Here is a 15,882-nt window from a genome sequence, read left to right on the forward strand (position 1 = left end):
GGGTAGTCCCCGCCATGGCGCTGGCCCGGGACCGACGACCGTCGCTGCTGCATCGGGCCGGGCTGCGTGACGCCGGCGACGACGTCGACACCGCGCGGATCGCCGAGGCGGTGGCCTACCTGCGCCACCGGGGTCGGGCCACCCTGCGCGACCGGCTGCACCAGGTGCACCTGGCGACGGGCCTGGCCGTGCAGGCGGGGCTGGCCGCCGCGCTGGCCTGGATCGTGTCGCACCACCTGCTGGGCAACCCGCAACCGGTCTTCGCGCCGATCTCGGCGGTCGGCACCCTGGCCGCCTCGGTCGGCCAGCGGCTGCGCCGGACCGTGGAGCTGATCGTCGGGGTGGCGGTGGGGGTGTTCCTCGGCGACGTGCTGATCTACTTCCTCGGCACCGGGGGCTGGCAGCTCGGGTTGGTGGTGACCGCGGCCATTCTGCTCACCACCTTCTTCGGGGCCAGCGTCGCGGTGGTGATCCAGGCCGCCGCGACGGCCGTGCTGATCGTCACGCTGAGCCCGTCCACCGAGGATCTGGAGCTGCCCCGGTTCGTCGACGCGTTCGTCGGCGGCGGCATCGCCCTGCTGGTCACCGCGATCCTGCTGCCGCTCAACCCGCTCCGGGTGATCAACCGGGCGGCCCGGCCGGCGCTGGACCTGCTCGCCGACCAGCTCGACGTCTGCGCGCAGGCGCTGCGCGACCGGGACCGGGGAGCCGCCCAGCGGGCGCTGGACCGGCTCCGCGAGAACAAGGAGGAGCTGGCCACCTTCACCGAGGCGATCGAGGGGGCCAAGGAGACCAGCACGCTCTCCCCGGCCCGCTGGCACCGGCGCAGCGAACTGACCCACTACGCCGAGGCGGCCGAGCCGATCGACCGGGCGATGCGCAACAGCGGCACCCTGATCCGGCGGTCGGTCACCATGATCGAGGACGACGAGCCGGTACCCGACCCGATGCCGGACGCGGTGGTCCACCTGGCCGAGTCGGTCCGCCTGCTGCGGCACGAGTTCGCCGTCGGGGACGAGCCGGAGCGGGCCCGGGAACGGTCGCTGCGCGCGGTCAGCGAGGCCGGCCGGGCGTACGACCAGGGGGTCGGGTTCTCCGGCAGCGTGGTGATCGCCCAGGTGCGTACCACCGCCAGTGACCTGCTGGTCGCCTCGGGGATCGAGCAGGAGGACGCCAACCGGCTGATCCGGCAGGCGTTCGGCGACAAGGACAAACCGGGTGGCGGTCCGGCCGAGCAGCACGCCGCCCCGAAACCCCCGACCGCGCCGCCGCTGGGCTGACCCCGGCCGTGGACCGTGCCGCCCCGCACCGGGAGAGCCCGGCCGAACGGGCCGGGGATGACTACGCTGATCCACATGGCCGACACCCCGCCCGGCGGGCCCCCGCCGCCGCCCGCGCCCGCCGTACCGTCGCCGGACGCCGCCGCGCCCCGGATGCCGCTGCGCCGGCTCGGCTGGCGGCGGGTCCTGGTGCTGGCCGGGGTGGTGCTGCTGATCGCGGCCTGCGCGGTCTACATGCTCTACACGCTCGGCTCCAACCTGGGTCTGGACGCGCTGCTGGTCGGGGTGACCGCGGCGATCCTGCCGGTGCCCGTCCTGGTGGCCTGCTTCCTCTGGCTCGACCGGTACGAACCCGAACCGCTGAAGTACCTGATCTTCTGCTTCGCCTGGGGCGCGTTCGTCTCGACCGCCGCGTCGCTGACCGTCAACAACAGCTTCGCCGCCCTGTTCAAGGAGTGGGGGGTGTCGTCGTCGCTGACCGGGGTGCTGGTGGCCCCGTTCATCGAGGAGCTGACCAAGGCGCTCGGCCCGATCCTGCTGCTGATCTTCCGCCGCCGGGAGTGGTCCGGGATCACCGACGGCCTGGTCTACTGCGGGCTGTCCGCCGTCGGGTTCGCCATGGTGGAGAACATCCTCTACCTGGGTGGCCTCGGGTACGCCTCGGGCGTCGACCAGTGGGGGCCGGCCACCGGCGTACGCAACGTCATCGTCATCTTCATCTCGCGGATCCTCTTCTTCGGCTTCGCCCACCCGCTGTTCACCTCGATGACCGGGGTGGGGCTGGGCATCGCCGCCCGCACCGCCGACCGGCGGGTACGGGTGCTCGCCCCGATCGCCGGCCTGCTGCTGGCGATGATGCTGCACGGCACCTGGAACCTGATCCCGACGCTGGTCCAGGCCACCGGCCAAGCGGTGATCTTCTTCTACGGGATGGTCGCGGTGATGGTGCCGATCTTCTTCGGCATGGTCGGTTTCGCGGTCTGGCTGCGCGCCTGGGAGGGGCGGCTCACCGAGCGGACCCTGCCCGACTACGTGCGGGCGGGCTGGTTGAGCCCGCCCGAGGTGGCCGCCCTGGGCAGCCTGGGCCGGCGGCACGCCGCCCGTACCTGGGCGCGGCGGGTCGGTGGGGACGCCGGGCTGCGCGCGATGCGCGGCTACCAGTTCGCCGCGACCCGGCTGGCGCTGCTGCGCGACGGGATGCGGCGCGGCCTGGACCGCAAGCCGGCGGAGCGGGAGAACACCCTGCGGGAGGAACGGCAGCTGCTGGAGACGATCGCGGCGTACCGGTCGTTCTTCGTCGGCCGGGACCCGCAGACGCCGGTGGGGGTCTGGGACGGTCAGCGCTACCACCTGCGGTTCCCGGACGGTAGCCAGCGGACGGTCGACGCCCCGGACTCGCCGGTGGTGCCGATCCCGGTGGTGCTGACCCCACCGCCGCCCCCGGCCTACCCGGCGGGCTACGGCCCGCCCGGCTGGTACGGCCCCCGCCCGGCCGCCCCGTGGCCGCCCGGCCGGTACTGACCGCCGAACTCTGCCCGGGACCTCCCGCCGCCCGCCGAAGTGGGCGTCGGGCGTCGGCGTGTGCACCGTCCCCGGCCCACGTATGGGCGCGTCGCCCGGGTGGCGGATTCATGAAGAGATTCCGCCTCTCCCTGTTGTCTCCTCGCTGTAGCAGAAACCCGCATATTCGGACGAATCGGTCGAATATGCTATGAGTCGCCCGTAAATGGCTTTAGGTCGCAGACGGGTAGCTCTGGGTATCTGGGTGGCTCTCTGGAGGGGTTCATGAGTAACAGCCGACGGCTGCGGCGGGGACTGAAGCATGGTCGCGCCGCTTCAGGGCTGAGTTCCGCCCTGATGGTGGTCGGGATGACGGGTGGGCCCGCAGTCGCAGCGCAACCCCTGGAAGCCGCGCCGTCCACGCAGGGCGTAGGGACCGGCGCGTCCGTTCCGCTGCACCAGTACGGCGGATGGCCGGAGTCCCGGTCGACGGTCCGCCAGGATGGTGGCGGCCCTGATGATTCGTGGGACAGCTACCCCGACGAGCCGTCGGACTGCGGCCCGCAGGGCTGGCAGGGGCCGTGGGGTGGGCACGACGGCGGCAAGGGCCACTACCCGCACGGCCCGAAGAAGGGCCCCCAGGGCCCACAGGGTGCCCAGGGCCCCCAGGGCGATACGGGTGCCCAGGGCGCGCAGGGCGCAACCGGCGCGCAGGGCACCCAGGGCGCGACCGGCGCGCAGGGCGCGACCGGGGCGCAGGGTGCCCAGGGCGTGCAGGGCGCGCAGGGTGACACCGGTGCTCAGGGTGCCCAAGGGGAGACTGGTGCTCAGGGGCCTCAGGGAGCCCAGGGTGACACCGGTGCGCAGGGCGCTCAAGGCACGCAGGGCGCGCAGGGCCAGACGGGCGCTCAGGGCTTCCAAGGTGCGCAGGGGGACACGGGCGCTCAGGGTGCGACCGGTGCCCAGGGCCCTCAGGGCCCGCAGGGTGACGCTGGCGCGCAGGGTGCTCAGGGCGCGCAGGGCACTCCCGGTGAGACGGGTGCTCAGGGCGCCCAAGGAGCGCAGGGTGCTACCGGTGCTCAGGGGCCGCAGGGTGAGACCGGTGCGCAGGGCGCACAGGGCTTCCAGGGTGCGCAGGGTGAGACCGGCACTCAGGGCGTCCAGGGCCCCCAGGGTGCACAAGGCGTCCCGGGTGAGACAGGCGCTCAGGGTGCTCAGGGCGACGCGGGTGCTCAGGGCGCGCAGGGTCCGCAGGGCGTGCCGGGTGCGGCAGGTGTTCAGGGTGCGCAGGGTTTCCAGGGTGCTCAGGGTGACGCGGGCGCGCAGGGACCGCAGGGCGTGCCGGGTGCGGCGGGTGTTCAGGGTGCGCAGGGTTTCCAGGGTGCTCAGGGTGACGCGGGCGCGCAGGGACCGCAGGGCGTCGCAGGCGTGCAGGGTGCGCAAGGCGACGCAGGCGCACAGGGTCCGCAGGGTGCGGCAGGTGCGCAGGGCGCGCAGGGTGTCGCGGGCGAGACGGGTGCCCAGGGCGCGCAAGGTGCGCAGGGACCGCAGGGCGACACAGGCGCGCAGGGTACTCAGGGCGCGCAGGGTCCGCAGGGCGTAGCGGGTGCGGCGGGTGTTCAGGGTGCGCAGGGTTTCCAGGGTGACGTCGGCGCGCAGGGTGCGGCAGGTGTTCAGGGCCCGCAGGGCGCACAGGGCGATATCGGTCCACAGGGCATCCAGGGCGTCCAGGGTGCCCAGGGCGACATCGGTCCGCAGGGCCCTCAGGGTGCGCAGGGGCCGCAGGGCGACGCGGGCGTCCAGGGTGCCCAGGGCGCGCAGGGAACGGCGGGCAACGGAATCCAGGCGGCCTACATTCAGGGCCCGTTGACCGTCATCGCGGACACCCCCGTTGATTTCGGCTGCGTACCCGGGGACATCGCTGTCGGAACCGGCTACCAGCTCTCGGGTGCGGGCGTGAATCCGGTGCTGATCCAGCCGCTCTCGATCAGTGGCTACCAGTTCACCTTCACCGGCGGCGGTGCCGACATCTGGGTTTCCTGCATCTCGCCCAGCACGCCGGTGGCATTGAATGCCCCGGCGGTCGGCGGCAAGTCGGATCGGGCAACGGCGAACGGTAGCCGTGCCAGCCGGCCGAACCGCAAGTCGGACCGCCCCGGAACCGTCAAGGAGGAGAAATGAGCACACGTCAGATACTGGGTTCACTCGCCTGTGGTGCGGTCCTGCTCGCCGGAGTGCCGGCGTGCAGTGCGAAACCCGCCGACAAGCCGCAGCCCAGCAGTTCCGGTAGCAGCGACAGTACGAACGGCGGTTCCAGCGCCGGAAGCACTGCGGCGGATCTGCTGAAGCTCGGTGTCGAGCAGGGGCAGGCCGGTGACTACGACGCGGCGAAGGCCAGCTTCGAGAAGGTGCTGGCCGCCGAGGCCGACAACAAGTTCGCCTGGTTCAACCTGGGCTTCATCGCCCAGTCGCGCAATCAGGCCGACGAGGCCATCAGCAACTACGACAAGGCGTTGGCGGCCGACGCCGACTACAAGCCGGCCCTCTACAACAAGGCCATCGCCCTGGAGGGCAGGGAGCCGACGACGTCGATGGAGATCTACCGCAAGGTCGTGTCGATCGACGACAAGTCGTCCACCGCCTATCTCCGACTGGGCATGTTGCTGGCCAAGTCCGGTGACGAGGAGGCGGCGCGGGACGCCTTCAAGGCGGCCGTCCGGCTGGACAAGGGGCTCACCTCTTCCGTTCCGGCGAAGTACCGCCCGACGCCGACCGCCCGTTCCTCCGCCTCGGCGGGCAGGTGACCGGCCCGTGCACACACCGCGCGTAACGGTCTTCACCGGAAGCAACCGCACCCGGTTCATCGACGAGTGCTTCCGCTCGCTGGCGGCGCAGACCTTCACCGACTGGGAATGGGTGGTCGTCCTCAACCAGGGGTCCCGGTGGCGGCCCGAGACCCACGACGACCGCATCCGGCTCATCGTCCAGGACGACCTCAACGGCGTGGGTGCCGTGAAGGGGTTCGCCTGCGCCGAGGCCGCCGGGGACATCCTGGTCGAGCTCGACGACGACGATCTGCTCAGCAGCGACTGCCTGCAGGAGATCGTCGACGCCTTCGACGCCCACCCGGAGGTGGGGTTCGTCTACAGCGACACCGCCCAGATCCAGGAGGACGGCGGCCGTTGTGAGGACCGTTTCGCGAGTTCGTTCGGCTGGCGGCACTACGACGAGAAGGTCGACGGCCGCGAGGTGCTGGTCTGCCGGGCGTTGCCGCCGACGCCGCACAACGTGAGCTACATCTGGTACGCGCCGAACCATGTACGCGCCTTCCGGCGGGACATCTACGAGAAGGTCGGCGGATACGACGAGTCGCTCGACGTCGCGGACGACGCCGATCTCATGGCTCGGATCTACCAGGTGAGCGAGTTCCACCACATCCGGAAATGCCTCTACCTGCAGCGGATGCACGCCAAGAACACGCAGCGTATTCCGGAGTTCAACGCCCGCATCCAGCAGCGCACCGTGGAGATCTACGACCGAAACATCCAACAGAACGCGCTGGCCTGGTCGCGGCGTCAGGGACTCCTGGCGCTCGACCTGGGTGCGGCCCACAACAAGCCGGAGGGCTATCTCGGGCTGGACCACCACGACGGGCCGGGCGTCGACATGGTCTGCGATGTGACGAAGGGAGTCGATCTGCCGGACGGCAGCGTCGGGGTCATCCGGGCCGTGGACTTCCTGGAACACATTCCGGACAAGATCGCACTCTTCAACGAGTTGTACCGGTTGCTCGCTCCGAACGGGATGCTGTTGTCGCTGACCCCCAGCACCGACGGCCGGGGCGCCTACCAGGACCCGACGCACGTGGCGTTCTACAACGAGAACTCGTTCTGGTACTTCACGGACGCCAACTACTCCCGTTTCGTGCCGGAGATCCGGTGCCGGTTCCAGGCGTCGCGGTTGGTCACGTACTTCCCCAGCGAATGGCACCAGACGCACAACATCCCGTACGTCTCGGCGAACCTCATCGCGATCAAGGACGACACCCTGCGCAACGGCGGAGTGCTGAACCTGTGACCTGTGGGTGGGACGCCGCCGCGTCGGCGGTCGCTTCCCGCCCGGCCGTGGCCGGTCAGGTCATCAAGGTGGTGAGGAAGTCGCCGAGGCCCTGGGCCATCGCCATCAGGGCCGCCCCGATCCCCTTGAACATCTGGGCGGCCCCGTCCGGGCGGAACGCCATGAAGTAGATCAGGAAGGCGACGCTGCCCCAGAGCAGCACCTTCTTCACGAGTACCGGCATCGTCCCTCCCCAGGGCACCTGGACGTGCCTGGCTTCCCGCCGGGAAGCGGGACAAACCGGTAGACCACCCGGGACGGCTCCCGGGGGCCCCGGGAGAGACCGGACCTACAGGTAGAGGCCGGTGCTGCCGGTGGACTCGCTCTCCACCCGTTCGGCGGCGACGGCGTGCACGTCCCGCTCGCGCAGCAGGACGTACCCCCGGCCGTGCAGTTCGACCTCGGAGCGGTCGTCCGGGTCGAAGAGCACCCGGTCGCCGGCCACCACGGCGCGTACGTGCGGGCCCACGCCCACGGCGGTGGCCCAGGCCAGCCGCTTGCCGACGGCGGCGGTGGCCGGGATGACGATGCCTGCGGTGGAGCGGCGTTCGCCCTCGCTGCCGTCCACCTTCACCAGCACCCGGTCGTGCAGCAGGCGGATCGGCAGGCCGGTGTCGAGGTTCGGGTCGGCGGTCACGCCACGACGCTACCGTGTGGCCCGGTGGCGTCGACCCGGTGGTTGAGCCGATGCGGCACGGGGCAATGAGTGGCGGAACTGCCCTACGGTGGCGGGCGTACGGACGTACCCTGTCCGGGCCGTCGCCGTGGGCGTCCCGGTGTCGTTTCTCAGGAGGTGCGCTTGAGCCGCTTCGAGCGGGTACGCGGCCGACTCCGCCGCGCGTACGAGTCCGGACGGGAGTCGGTCCGCGCGGGGCGCGCCGATCCGACCGACGCGCCCGAGGGGGCCGGAGTGGCCACACCCGCGTCCCCCGGCCCGCCGGCCGCCCCGTCGGCGACGGTGGTCGGGGTCGAACCCCCGGCGGCCATGCACAACTCCACCTCCAGCCGCGACGACGCCGACGTGCCGCACGCGCTGCGGATCGCCGCCGCCTGGTCGTGGCGGTTGATCGTGATCGGCGTGGTCACCTGGGCGCTACTGAAGATCGTCGGGACGATCAGCATCGTGATCATCCCGCTGGCGGTGGCGCTGCTGCTCTCCGCGCTGCTCGCCCCGGCGGTGGGCTGGCTGCTGCGGGCCCGGTTCCCCCGGTCGCTGGCCACCGCGGTGGTGATGGTCGGCGGGCTGGCCGCGGTGGTGGGCACGCTGACCCTGGTGGTCAACGAGTTCATCCAGGGCGTGCCGGAGCTGAGCGAGAAGTCGTCGCAGGGCGTCCGGCAGATCCAGGACTGGCTCAAGACCGGCCCGCTGCACCTGTCGGACAGCCAGCTCAACCGCTACATCGAAGAGGCACAGGGCTGGATCAACGGCAACACCGAGAAGTTCACCAGCGGTGCGCTCGCCACCGCCACCACGCTGGCCGAGCTGCTCACCGGTGCGGTGCTGGTGCTCTTCGCCACCTTCTTCTTCCTGCGCGACGGCAGCCGGATCTGGCGGTTCCTGGTCCGCCTGCTGCCGGTCGCCGCCCGGTGGAAGGTCGACGACGCCGGACGGGCGTCCTGGGCGACGCTCGGCGCGTACGTGCGGGCCACCGTGCTGGTGGCGTTCATCGACGCGGTGGGCATCGGCATCTTCCTGGTCGTCTTCGACGTCCCGTTCGCCTTCCCATTGGCCGCGCTGGTCTTCCTGGGGGCGTTCATCCCGATCGTCGGCGCGTTCCTCTCCGGGGTGGTGGCGGTGCTGGTGGCGCTGGTCGACAGCGGCCCGGTGACCGCCCTGATCATCCTGGGCGTGGTGATCGGCGTGCAGCAGGTCGAGGGTCACCTGCTGCAACCGTTGATCATGGGTCGGGCGGTGGCCATCCACCCGCTCGCGGTGATCATCGGGATCGCCGCCGGGGTGGTCCTCGCCGGCATCACCGGCGCGCTGGTCGCGGTGCCGCTGATCGCGGTGCTCAACACCGCCGTACGCCGGCTCGCCGCCCGCACCGTGCCCGACACCCCACCGGACGCCGTGGTGGTCGCCTCCCAGGCGCCCTGACCCGGACCGGCCGCCGCCCGTTCCCCGCCGGGGAGCGGGCGGCGGCCGTGCGGGGGTCAGGCCTTGGCCAGGCGCTCCAACGCGCCCCGGGCCACCTCCGGCCGGGTGGTGTACCAGAACGGGGGCAGGGAGCGGCGCAGGAACGGCCCGTAGCCACGCGCCGTCTCCAGCCGCGAGTCGAGGACCGCGACCACCCCCCGGTCACCGGTGGCCCGGATCAGCCGGCCCACCCCCTGCGCCAGCCGGACCGCCGCGATCGGCACGCTGACCGCCGAGAAACCGGACCCGCCGCCCGCGTCCACCGCCGCCGCGCGGGCCGCCGCCAGCGGCTCGTCGGGACGCGGGAACGGCAGCCTGTCGATCACCACGAGCTGGCACGAGTCGCCAGGCACGTCCACCCCCTGCCAGAGCGACATCACCCCGAACAGGCAGCTCGACCGTTCCTCGCGGAACCGCCGTACCAGCAGCGGCAGCGCCTCCTCGCCCTGGAGCAGCACCGGCAGGTCGGTGCGCGCCCGCAGCAGCTCCGCGGCCTGCTGCGCGGCCCGCCGGGAGGAGAACAGCCCGAGGGTACGACCACCGAGCGCGCCGACCAGCCGCAGCAACTCCTCGCCGGCCGCCTCGGGCAGCCCGGAGACGCTGGGCCGGGGCAGGTGCGCGGCGACGTACAGGATGCCCTGCCGGGCGTAGTCGAACGGTGAGCCGACGTCGAGCGACGACCAGCCCGGCCCCGACGTGGCCGGCACGACGCCGGTGGCGGCCCGGCTGCCCGGGGCGCTCGCCACCCCGCCGGTATCCGGGCCGGCGGCCCCGACCGCCGTACCGCCGCCGACGACCCCGGTCGACCGGCCGGCAGTGGCGGTGGCCAGCGCGGCGGCGGCCGGGGACGGTGGGGCGGGCGGCGGCGCCTCCAGGCCGAGCGCCCGCGCCACCGTGTCGAACCGGCCGCCCAGCGCCAGCGTCGCCGAGGTGGCGACCACGGTGCGCTCGTCGTACAGGTGGGTGGCGAGGGTGCCGGCGACGGACAGCGGCGCGACCACCAGCGCCCGGCGGCTGCCGTTGTCCGGCTTCTCCACCCAGGCGACGTCGTGGTCGGCCTCCTCCAGCAGCCGCTGCGCGGTGGTCGACAGCTCGTCGAGCACCGCCTTGGCCTGCTGCTTGCGGACCGGGTCCGGATCGTCGGCCTTGATGTCGCCGATCGCGTCGAGGGCGGCCCGGGTGGCCGCGTCCAGCAGCGTGCACGCCTCGCGCAGCGGGCCGGGCAGACCGCCGGTGAGCCGGCCGGCCGGGGCCTCGGCCAGCCCGACGGCGAGCGCGTCGCCGGCCTCGGTGAGCCGGTCGGCGACGTCCGGTCGCAGTAGCGGGCGGGCCCGTCGGGCGGAGCGGTCGATCTGCTCCGGCACCAGCTCGGCCTGGGCTGCCGAGGAGACCCGGTCGGCCAGCTCGTGCGCCTCGTCGACGATCAGCAGCTTGTGCGGCGGCACGATGTGCCGGCCGGCCAGCATGTCCACCGCGAGCAGGCTGTGGTTGGTGACCACCACGTCGGCCTCGCGGGCGCGGGCCCGGGACGCCTCGGCGAAACACTCCTGGCCGAACGGGCAGCGCGACGCCCCCACGCACTCGCGGGCCGGCATCGAGACCAGCCGCCACGCCTGGTCGTCGACGCCCGGGTCCAGCTCGTCCCGGTCGCCGGTGTCGGTCTTCTCGGCCCAGTCGCGCAGCCGCTGGATCTGCTTGCCCATCCGGCCGGCCTCACCGAGCCACTTCGTCCCGCCGGCGGGACGCTCGGCGGGGGCGTCGAAGAGGGTGTCCTCCGGCTCGTCCTCGGTGGAGTTGTCCAGCCGGGCCAGGCAGAGGTAGTGGTGCCGCCCCTTGAGCACGGCGAAGGTCGGGCGGCGGCCGAGCAGCGGCTCGACCGCGTCGGCGAGCCGGGGCAGGTCGTGCTCGACCAGTTGGGACTGCAACGCCAGGGTGGCGGTGGAGACCACCACCGGCCCGTCCACGGTCAGCGCCGGGGCGAGGTAGCCCAGCGACTTGCCGGTGCCGGTGCCCGCCTGCACCAGCAGGTGCTCGCGGGCGGCGACGCTGCGTTCGATCGCCTCGGTCATCTGCTGCTGGCCCGGCCGGGTCGCGCCGCCGGGCACCGCGCCGACCGCCGCCGCCAGCAGCTCGGTGCCGCTCGGCCGGCCACCGCGCCGTCGGCCGGAGCGGGCCGAGGGGGTACTGGGGCCGGCGGCGGTACGGGGCGGAGTCACCGTGCGACGGTACCCGCCGCCGCCGACAGTGGACGTGCCCCCGCCGCCCCGCGTGGCGCGGTCACCGTCCGGATTGCCGTGACCTCGGACGGGTCAACTCGCTGCGGCGGGGAGGGGCCGGAATCGGCTAGGGTGCGATTCATGCCGAGCGACGTGGTCCGCGTGATCTACCGCAAGTACGACGGCAGCGCCCACCGCGACTACCCGGCCCGCCGGCTGGCCGAGGACGACCTCGGGGTGTGGCTGGGGGTGACCGAGGGCACCGCCTCGGTCTACCACGGCCGGCCCTCGGTGGAGCAGATCCCCTTCGTCCTGCTGGTGCCGCACCACGCCTGGTGGACGGGCATGTTCAACCCGCCGCCCCGGACCAGCGAGGTCTACTGCGACATCGCCACCCCGGCCCGCTGGGAGGGCGACGACACCGTCCACCTGGTCGACCTCGACCTGGACGTGGTGCGCCGCCGGACCACCGGTCTGGTGGAGCTGCGCGACGAGGACGAGTTCGCCGAGCACCGGGTCCGGTTCGGCTACCCGGACGACGTGGTGGCGCAGGCACAGGCGGCGGCGGCGAGGCTGCTCACCGCCCTCGGCGACGGCACCGAACCGTTCGCCTCGGCCTACCGGAAGTGGCTGGCTCTGGTGGTCTGACCTGGGTGTGGCCCGACCGACGCGGGGTCACCAACCGATTCCCGGGAGGCGGTCGGTGCGGTGGTGGGCGAGGATCGGGGGATGCGCGCAGACGAGGAGACGGAGGTCGTCGTACCCGAGGGGGCGACGATGCGGCAGTTGTTGCGGGTGCCCGGTGGTGGCGGCCCGGTCGACCTGGGGGCGGTCGATCCCCGTGCCACCCCGGGGTTGCCCGCCGTGGCGGGCCGGGGCCGGGACCGTAAGCCGTGGGCCCGCCGGCAGGTGGAGCTGGTCGGCGCCGGGTTGGCCCGACAGCAGGAGATGCTGTTCGCCACCGCGCGGGCGGCCGGCGAACCGGGCCCGTCGGTGTCGGCTTCCGCCCGGGACGGGGCGCGGCTGGGCCGGGGCCGGCCGGGTCGGCTGCTGCTGGTGCTCCAGGCGATGGACTGCGGGGGCAAGGACGGCACGGTGAAGCGGGTGGCCGGCGCGATGAACCCGCTCGGCCTGCACATCCGCTCGTTCGGGCCGCCGACCCGGCAGGAGTTGCGGCACGACTTCCTGTGGCGGGTCCGCCGGGCGCTGCCCCCGCCCGGGTACGTCGGCGTGTTCAACCGCTCGCACTACGAGGACGTGCTGGTGGCCCGGGTCGACGCGCTGGTGCCGGAGCAGACCTGGCGGGCCCGCTACGACCAGATCAACGCCTTCGAGCGGGAGTTGACCGACGGCGGGGTGACCCTGGTCAAGGTGATGCTGCACATCTCGCCGGACGAGCAGGCGCGGCGGTTGGCGCAGCGGCTGACCGACCCGACGAAGTACTGGAAGTACCAGCCCAGCGACCTCGACTCCCGGGCCCGCTGGGACGACTACCAGGCCGCGTACGCGGAGGCGCTGGGGCGGTGCGACACGGACGCCGCGCCCTGGTTCGTGGTCCCGGCGGACCGCAAGTGGTACCGGGACTGGGCGGTGGCGCACCTGCTGCGGGAGACGTTCGAGGGTCTTGATCTGGGGTATCCGGCTGCCGGTTTCGACGTGGAACGGGAGCGCCAGCGGTTGGCGAGTGGCGGCGGTGACGGCCGAGGTGAACAGCAGATGAACGAGCGGTGAATCGGTTCTGACCAGGGGTAGGCCGGCGGAGACCCGCTCCGGTGGGGTACCTAGCATGCATCAGCGGACGCCCCCTGGGGCGGCGGCCACCCTTCCACCGACACGACGAGGTCCGTGCTGTGAAGTTTTCCTTCCGTCCCACCGAGGGCGCCTTCTACGAGCTCTTCACCAGGGCCGCGCAGAACCTGGTGAAGGGCACGGAGCTGCTCAACGAGCTGGCCCTGCCCGGCGTCGACGTGCAGTCGGTCAGCGAGCGGCTGACCGAGGTCGAGCACGACAGCGACCAGATCACCCACGATCTCTACAAGAAGATCAACTCCACCTTCATCACCCCGTTCGACCGGGAGGACATCTACCGGCTGGGCTCGCTGCTCGACGATGTGATGGACCACCTGGAGGCGGTCGGCAACCTGCTCTACCTCTACGGGCTCACCAAGCTCCCGTCGCTGCCGCGCGAGCTGCACGAGCTGGTCAACGTGCTCGACCTCCAGGCCAAGCTGACCGCCGAGGCGATGCCCCGGCTGAAGTCGATGAAGGATCTCGAGGACTACTGGATCGAGTGCAACCGGCTGGAGAACGACGGCGACCAGGCGTACCGGATGCTGCTGGTCCGGCTCTTCTCCGGCGAGTACGACGCGCTGACCGTGCTGAAGATGAAGGAGGTCGCCGACGAGCTGGAGGCCGCCTGCGACGCCTTCGAGCACGTGGCGAACACCGTCGAGACCATCGCGGTCAAGGAGTCCTGATCCTGTGAGTCCCGAACTCATCGCCGTGCTGGCGGTGATCGCGGTGGCCCTGGCGTTCGACTACACCAACGGCTTCCACGACGCCGCCAACGCGATCGCGACAAGCGTCTCCACCCGGGCGCTGACCCCCCGGATCGCCCTGGGCCTGGCCGCGGTCGGCAACTTCGTCGGCGCGCACTTCGGTGCCGGCGTGGCCAAGACCGTCGGCGACGGCCTGGTCACCCTCCCCACCGGGGTGGGCAGTCTCGGGGTGGTCTTCGCCGGGGTGCTCGGCGCGATCGCCTGGAACCTGATCACCTGGTACTTCGGCCTGCCGTCGTCGTCCTCGCACGCGCTGTTCGGCGGGCTGGTCGGGGCGACCCTGCTCTCCACCGGTGGCGTGGTGCAGTGGGTCACCATCGGCGAGAAGGTCATCCTGCCGATGGTGCTCTCCCCGATCATCGGCCTCACCCTCGGTTACCTGCTGATGCTGGCCATCCTGTGGGCGTTCCGTAAGGGGCAGCCGGGCAAGCTCAACCGGGGCTTCCGGTGGGCGCAGACCGCCTCGGCGGCGGCCATGTCGGTCGGCCACGGCATGCAGGACGCGGCCAAGACCATGGGCATCGTGGTGCTGGCCCTCTACACCGGCGGATTCCAGGACGACAAGACGCACATCCCGGGCTGGGTCTTCTGGACCTCGGCGACCATGCTGGCGCTCGGCACGTACGCCGGTGGGTGGCGGATCATCCGGACCCTCGGCCGTAAGATCATCGACCTGGGTCCGCCGGAGGGCTTCGCGGCCGAGACGGTGGCCAGCGCGGTGCTCTACTTCAACGCCCTGGTGCTCAAGGCCCCGATCTCCACCACCCACACGATCACCTCGGCGATCATGGGGGTGGGCGCGACCAAGCGGCTGTCCGCCGTCCGCTGGAACGTGGCCGGCAACATCGTGCTCGCCTGGATCATCACGTTCCCGGCCGCTGCCCTGATCGCCTGCCTCACCTACCTGCTGGTCCGCCCGCTGTTCTGACCGCCGTCGCCGAGGGTGCCCCGACCCCGGGGCACCCCTCGGCGACGCCGTGCTCAGGCGTAGTCGACGCCGATCCGGCCCCGGATGTCGTCCAGCAGGGCCATCACCTCCAGCGTGACCGCGTGCGGCACCAGCGGGCTCTCGGTCAGCCCGGCCGCCAGGCAGCGCTGCACCTCGGCGGCCTCGTACTGGTAGCCGCCGCCGGCCGGGTCGTCGGTGAGCGTCTCCGGCTCGGCACCGGCCCGGTGCAGCACTGCCGAACCCGGCCGGAAGAACGGCTCGGGCAGTTCGATCCGGCCGGTGGTGCCGGTGATCGCGGCGGTCAGCGGGGTCGCCCCCACCATGCCGCAGCCCAGCGTGGCGACCGCGCCCGAGTCGTACCCGAAGACGATGCCGGTGTTCTCGTCCACCCCCTCCGGGCTGAGCTTCGCCCACGCCTGCACGTGCTGCGGCACGCCGAGCAGCAGGTGCGCCAGGCTCACCGGGTAGACGCCCAGGTCCAGCAGGGCGCCGCCGCCCAGCGCCGGGTTGCGCATCCGGTGCTCCGGCGGGAACGGCCCGGCCACCCCGAAGTCGGCCCGCACACTCGTCACCTCGCCGATCGCCCCGGCCCGGACCAGCTCGACCAGGCGCAGGATCAGCGGGTTGCAGCGCATCCACATGGCCTCCATCAGGAAGACCCCCCGCGCCCGGGCCAGCTCGACCAGCTCGGTGCTGGTGGCCAGGTCCAGGGTGAACGGCTTCTCCAACAGCACCGCCCGCCCGGCCTCCAGGCAGATCCGGGCGGCCTCGTGGTGGGCGGCGTGCGGGGTGGCCACGTAGATCGCGTCCAGCCCGTCGTCGGCCGCCAGCTCGGCCCATGAGCCGTACGCCCGGTCGGCCCCGTACCGGCCGGCGAACTCCTCGGCGCTCCCGATGGTCCGTGAGCCGACCGCGACCAGCTCGGCCCCCGGCACCAGCCCGAGGTCCTCGGCGAACCGGCCGGCGATGTGGCCGGTGGACAGAATCCCCCAACGTGTCATGCGCCCACGCTAACCCGCCGCTCGTCGCCGGTCGGCGGCCTGTCGCCGTCGTCCCGCCCGTCGGTGGGCCCGCCGGCCGGGGGCGTCGGCCGGGGGTCGGGCAGGGGGCGGGGTCGCCGATCCGG

Annotated in this window: 13 protein-coding genes and 3 pseudogenes; 10 read left to right on the forward strand and 6 right to left on the reverse strand. The window is 72.5% G+C overall.

The features are described from left to right. Window positions 1-20 precede the first annotated feature (20 nt). Together JQX11_RS09940 and JQX11_RS09945 are read left to right on the forward strand one after the other, a co-directional pair. Window positions 21-1,280 carry an FUSC family protein gene (locus JQX11_RS09940; RefSeq protein ID WP_372444578.1) on the forward strand — a complete coding sequence of 420 codons (1,260 nt, stop codon included), beginning with the start codon at window positions 21-23 and terminating at the stop codon, window positions 1,278-1,280. A gap of 8 nt (window positions 1,281-1,288) precedes the next feature. Then, window positions 1,289-2,801: pseudogene (locus tag JQX11_RS09945) on the forward strand (PrsW family intramembrane metalloprotease). Window positions 2,802-3,116: 315 nt separating this feature from the next. Here JQX11_RS09945 and JQX11_RS09950 read toward each other — a convergent pair. Beyond that, the gene (locus JQX11_RS09950; RefSeq protein WP_204925033.1) at window positions 3,117-4,313 is read right to left on the reverse strand and encodes a hypothetical protein; all 1,197 of its coding nucleotides are present in this window, start codon (window positions 4,311-4,313) and stop codon (window positions 3,117-3,119) included. Window positions 4,314-4,646: 333 nt separating this feature from the next. Between JQX11_RS09950 and JQX11_RS32270 the strand changes: the two genes are divergently transcribed. Genes JQX11_RS32270 through JQX11_RS33345 form a run of 3 tightly spaced genes read left to right on the forward strand, consistent with a single transcriptional unit; the run spans window position 4,647 to window position 6,857 of the window. Continuing rightward, window positions 4,647-4,961: a hypothetical protein gene (locus tag JQX11_RS32270; protein WP_232377623.1), complete on the forward strand. Its 315-nt coding sequence runs from the start codon at window positions 4,647-4,649 to the stop codon at window positions 4,959-4,961. After that, entirely contained in the window at window positions 4,958-5,584 is a 627-nt protein-coding gene (locus JQX11_RS09960; protein WP_204924717.1) for a tetratricopeptide repeat protein, read from the forward strand. Before JQX11_RS32270 ends, JQX11_RS09960 begins: the two co-directional genes overlap by 4 nt. Before the next feature lie 7 nt (window positions 5,585-5,591). Then, window positions 5,592-6,857, forward strand: a complete 1,266-nt coding sequence (locus tag JQX11_RS33345) for a glycosyltransferase (RefSeq protein WP_204924718.1) — start codon at window positions 5,592-5,594, stop codon at window positions 6,855-6,857. A 55-nt stretch (window positions 6,858-6,912) separates the two neighbouring features. On the opposite strand, the gene JQX11_RS09970 is transcribed toward JQX11_RS33345, so the two are convergent. Together JQX11_RS09970 and JQX11_RS09975 are read right to left on the reverse strand one after the other, a co-directional pair. Further along, window positions 6,913-7,080, reverse strand: coding sequence for a hypothetical protein (locus tag JQX11_RS09970; protein WP_204924719.1), 168 nt, complete (start codon window positions 7,078-7,080; stop codon window positions 6,913-6,915). Between the two features lie 105 nt (window positions 7,081-7,185). Further along, entirely contained in the window at window positions 7,186-7,533 is a 348-nt protein-coding gene (locus tag JQX11_RS09975; protein ID WP_204924720.1) for a GroES family chaperonin, read from the reverse strand. Between the two features lie 156 nt (window positions 7,534-7,689). Here JQX11_RS09975 and JQX11_RS09980 point away from each other — a divergent pair, with 156 nt between their 5' ends. Beyond that, window positions 7,690-8,994, forward strand: coding sequence for an AI-2E family transporter (locus JQX11_RS09980; protein ID WP_372444572.1), 1,305 nt, complete (start codon window positions 7,690-7,692; stop codon window positions 8,992-8,994). Between the two features lie 56 nt (window positions 8,995-9,050). Here JQX11_RS09980 and JQX11_RS33550 read toward each other — a convergent pair. Further along, window positions 9,051-9,737: pseudogene (locus JQX11_RS33550) on the reverse strand (ATP-dependent DNA helicase); the annotation flags it as partial. A gap of 150 nt (window positions 9,738-9,887) precedes the next feature. Next, a pseudogene (locus tag JQX11_RS33555) lies at window positions 9,888-11,249 on the reverse strand (ATP-dependent DNA helicase); the annotation flags it as partial. A 141-nt stretch (window positions 11,250-11,390) separates the two neighbouring features. On the opposite strand from JQX11_RS33555, the gene JQX11_RS09990 reads away from it, so the two are divergent. The 4 genes from JQX11_RS09990 to JQX11_RS10005 all read left to right on the forward strand — a co-directional run bounded on the left by JQX11_RS09990 (window position 11,391) and on the right by JQX11_RS10005 (window position 14,735). Beyond that, entirely contained in the window at window positions 11,391-11,897 is a 507-nt protein-coding gene (locus JQX11_RS09990; protein WP_204924723.1) for a DUF402 domain-containing protein, read from the forward strand. 81 nt (window positions 11,898-11,978) lie between these two features. After that, window positions 11,979-12,980, forward strand: a complete 1,002-nt coding sequence (locus JQX11_RS09995) for a PPK2 family polyphosphate kinase (protein WP_232377624.1) — start codon at window positions 11,979-11,981, stop codon at window positions 12,978-12,980. Between the two features lie 119 nt (window positions 12,981-13,099). Continuing rightward, window positions 13,100-13,726 carry a DUF47 domain-containing protein gene (locus JQX11_RS10000; protein ID WP_067311399.1) on the forward strand — a complete coding sequence of 209 codons (627 nt, stop codon included), beginning with the start codon at window positions 13,100-13,102 and terminating at the stop codon, window positions 13,724-13,726. Between the two features lie 4 nt (window positions 13,727-13,730). Beyond that, on the forward strand, window positions 13,731-14,735 hold the full coding sequence (locus JQX11_RS10005; protein ID WP_204924724.1) for an inorganic phosphate transporter: 1,005 nt from the start codon (window positions 13,731-13,733) through the stop codon (window positions 14,733-14,735). A 53-nt stretch (window positions 14,736-14,788) separates the two neighbouring features. On the opposite strand, the gene JQX11_RS10010 is transcribed toward JQX11_RS10005, so the two are convergent. Further along, on the reverse strand, window positions 14,789-15,757 hold the full coding sequence (locus tag JQX11_RS10010; RefSeq protein WP_204924725.1) for a Gfo/Idh/MocA family protein: 969 nt from the start codon (window positions 15,755-15,757) through the stop codon (window positions 14,789-14,791). Window positions 15,758-15,882 lie beyond the last annotated feature (125 nt).

The sequence above is a fragment of the Micromonospora humida genome (assembly GCF_016901255.1).
GTDB lineage: Bacteria > Actinomycetota > Actinomycetes > Mycobacteriales > Micromonosporaceae > Micromonospora > Micromonospora wenchangensis.

Excerpts from the sequence above, each read along its gene's own strand:
- JQX11_RS09960 (WP_204924717.1), top strand. The coding sequence starts at position 4,958 with ATGAGCACACGTCAGATACTGGGTTCACTCGCCTGTGGTGCGGTCCTG.
- JQX11_RS09970 (WP_204924719.1), bottom strand. The coding sequence starts at position 7,080 with ATGCCGGTACTCGTGAAGAAGGTGCTGCTCTGGGGCAGCGTCGCCTTC.
- JQX11_RS09990 (WP_204924723.1), top strand. The coding sequence starts at position 11,391 with ATGCCGAGCGACGTGGTCCGCGTGATCTACCGCAAGTACGACGGCAGC.
- JQX11_RS09995 (WP_232377624.1), top strand. The coding sequence starts at position 11,979 with ATGCGCGCAGACGAGGAGACGGAGGTCGTCGTACCCGAGGGGGCGACG.
- JQX11_RS10010 (WP_204924725.1), bottom strand. The coding sequence starts at position 15,757 with ATGACACGTTGGGGGATTCTGTCCACCGGCCACATCGCCGGCCGGTTC.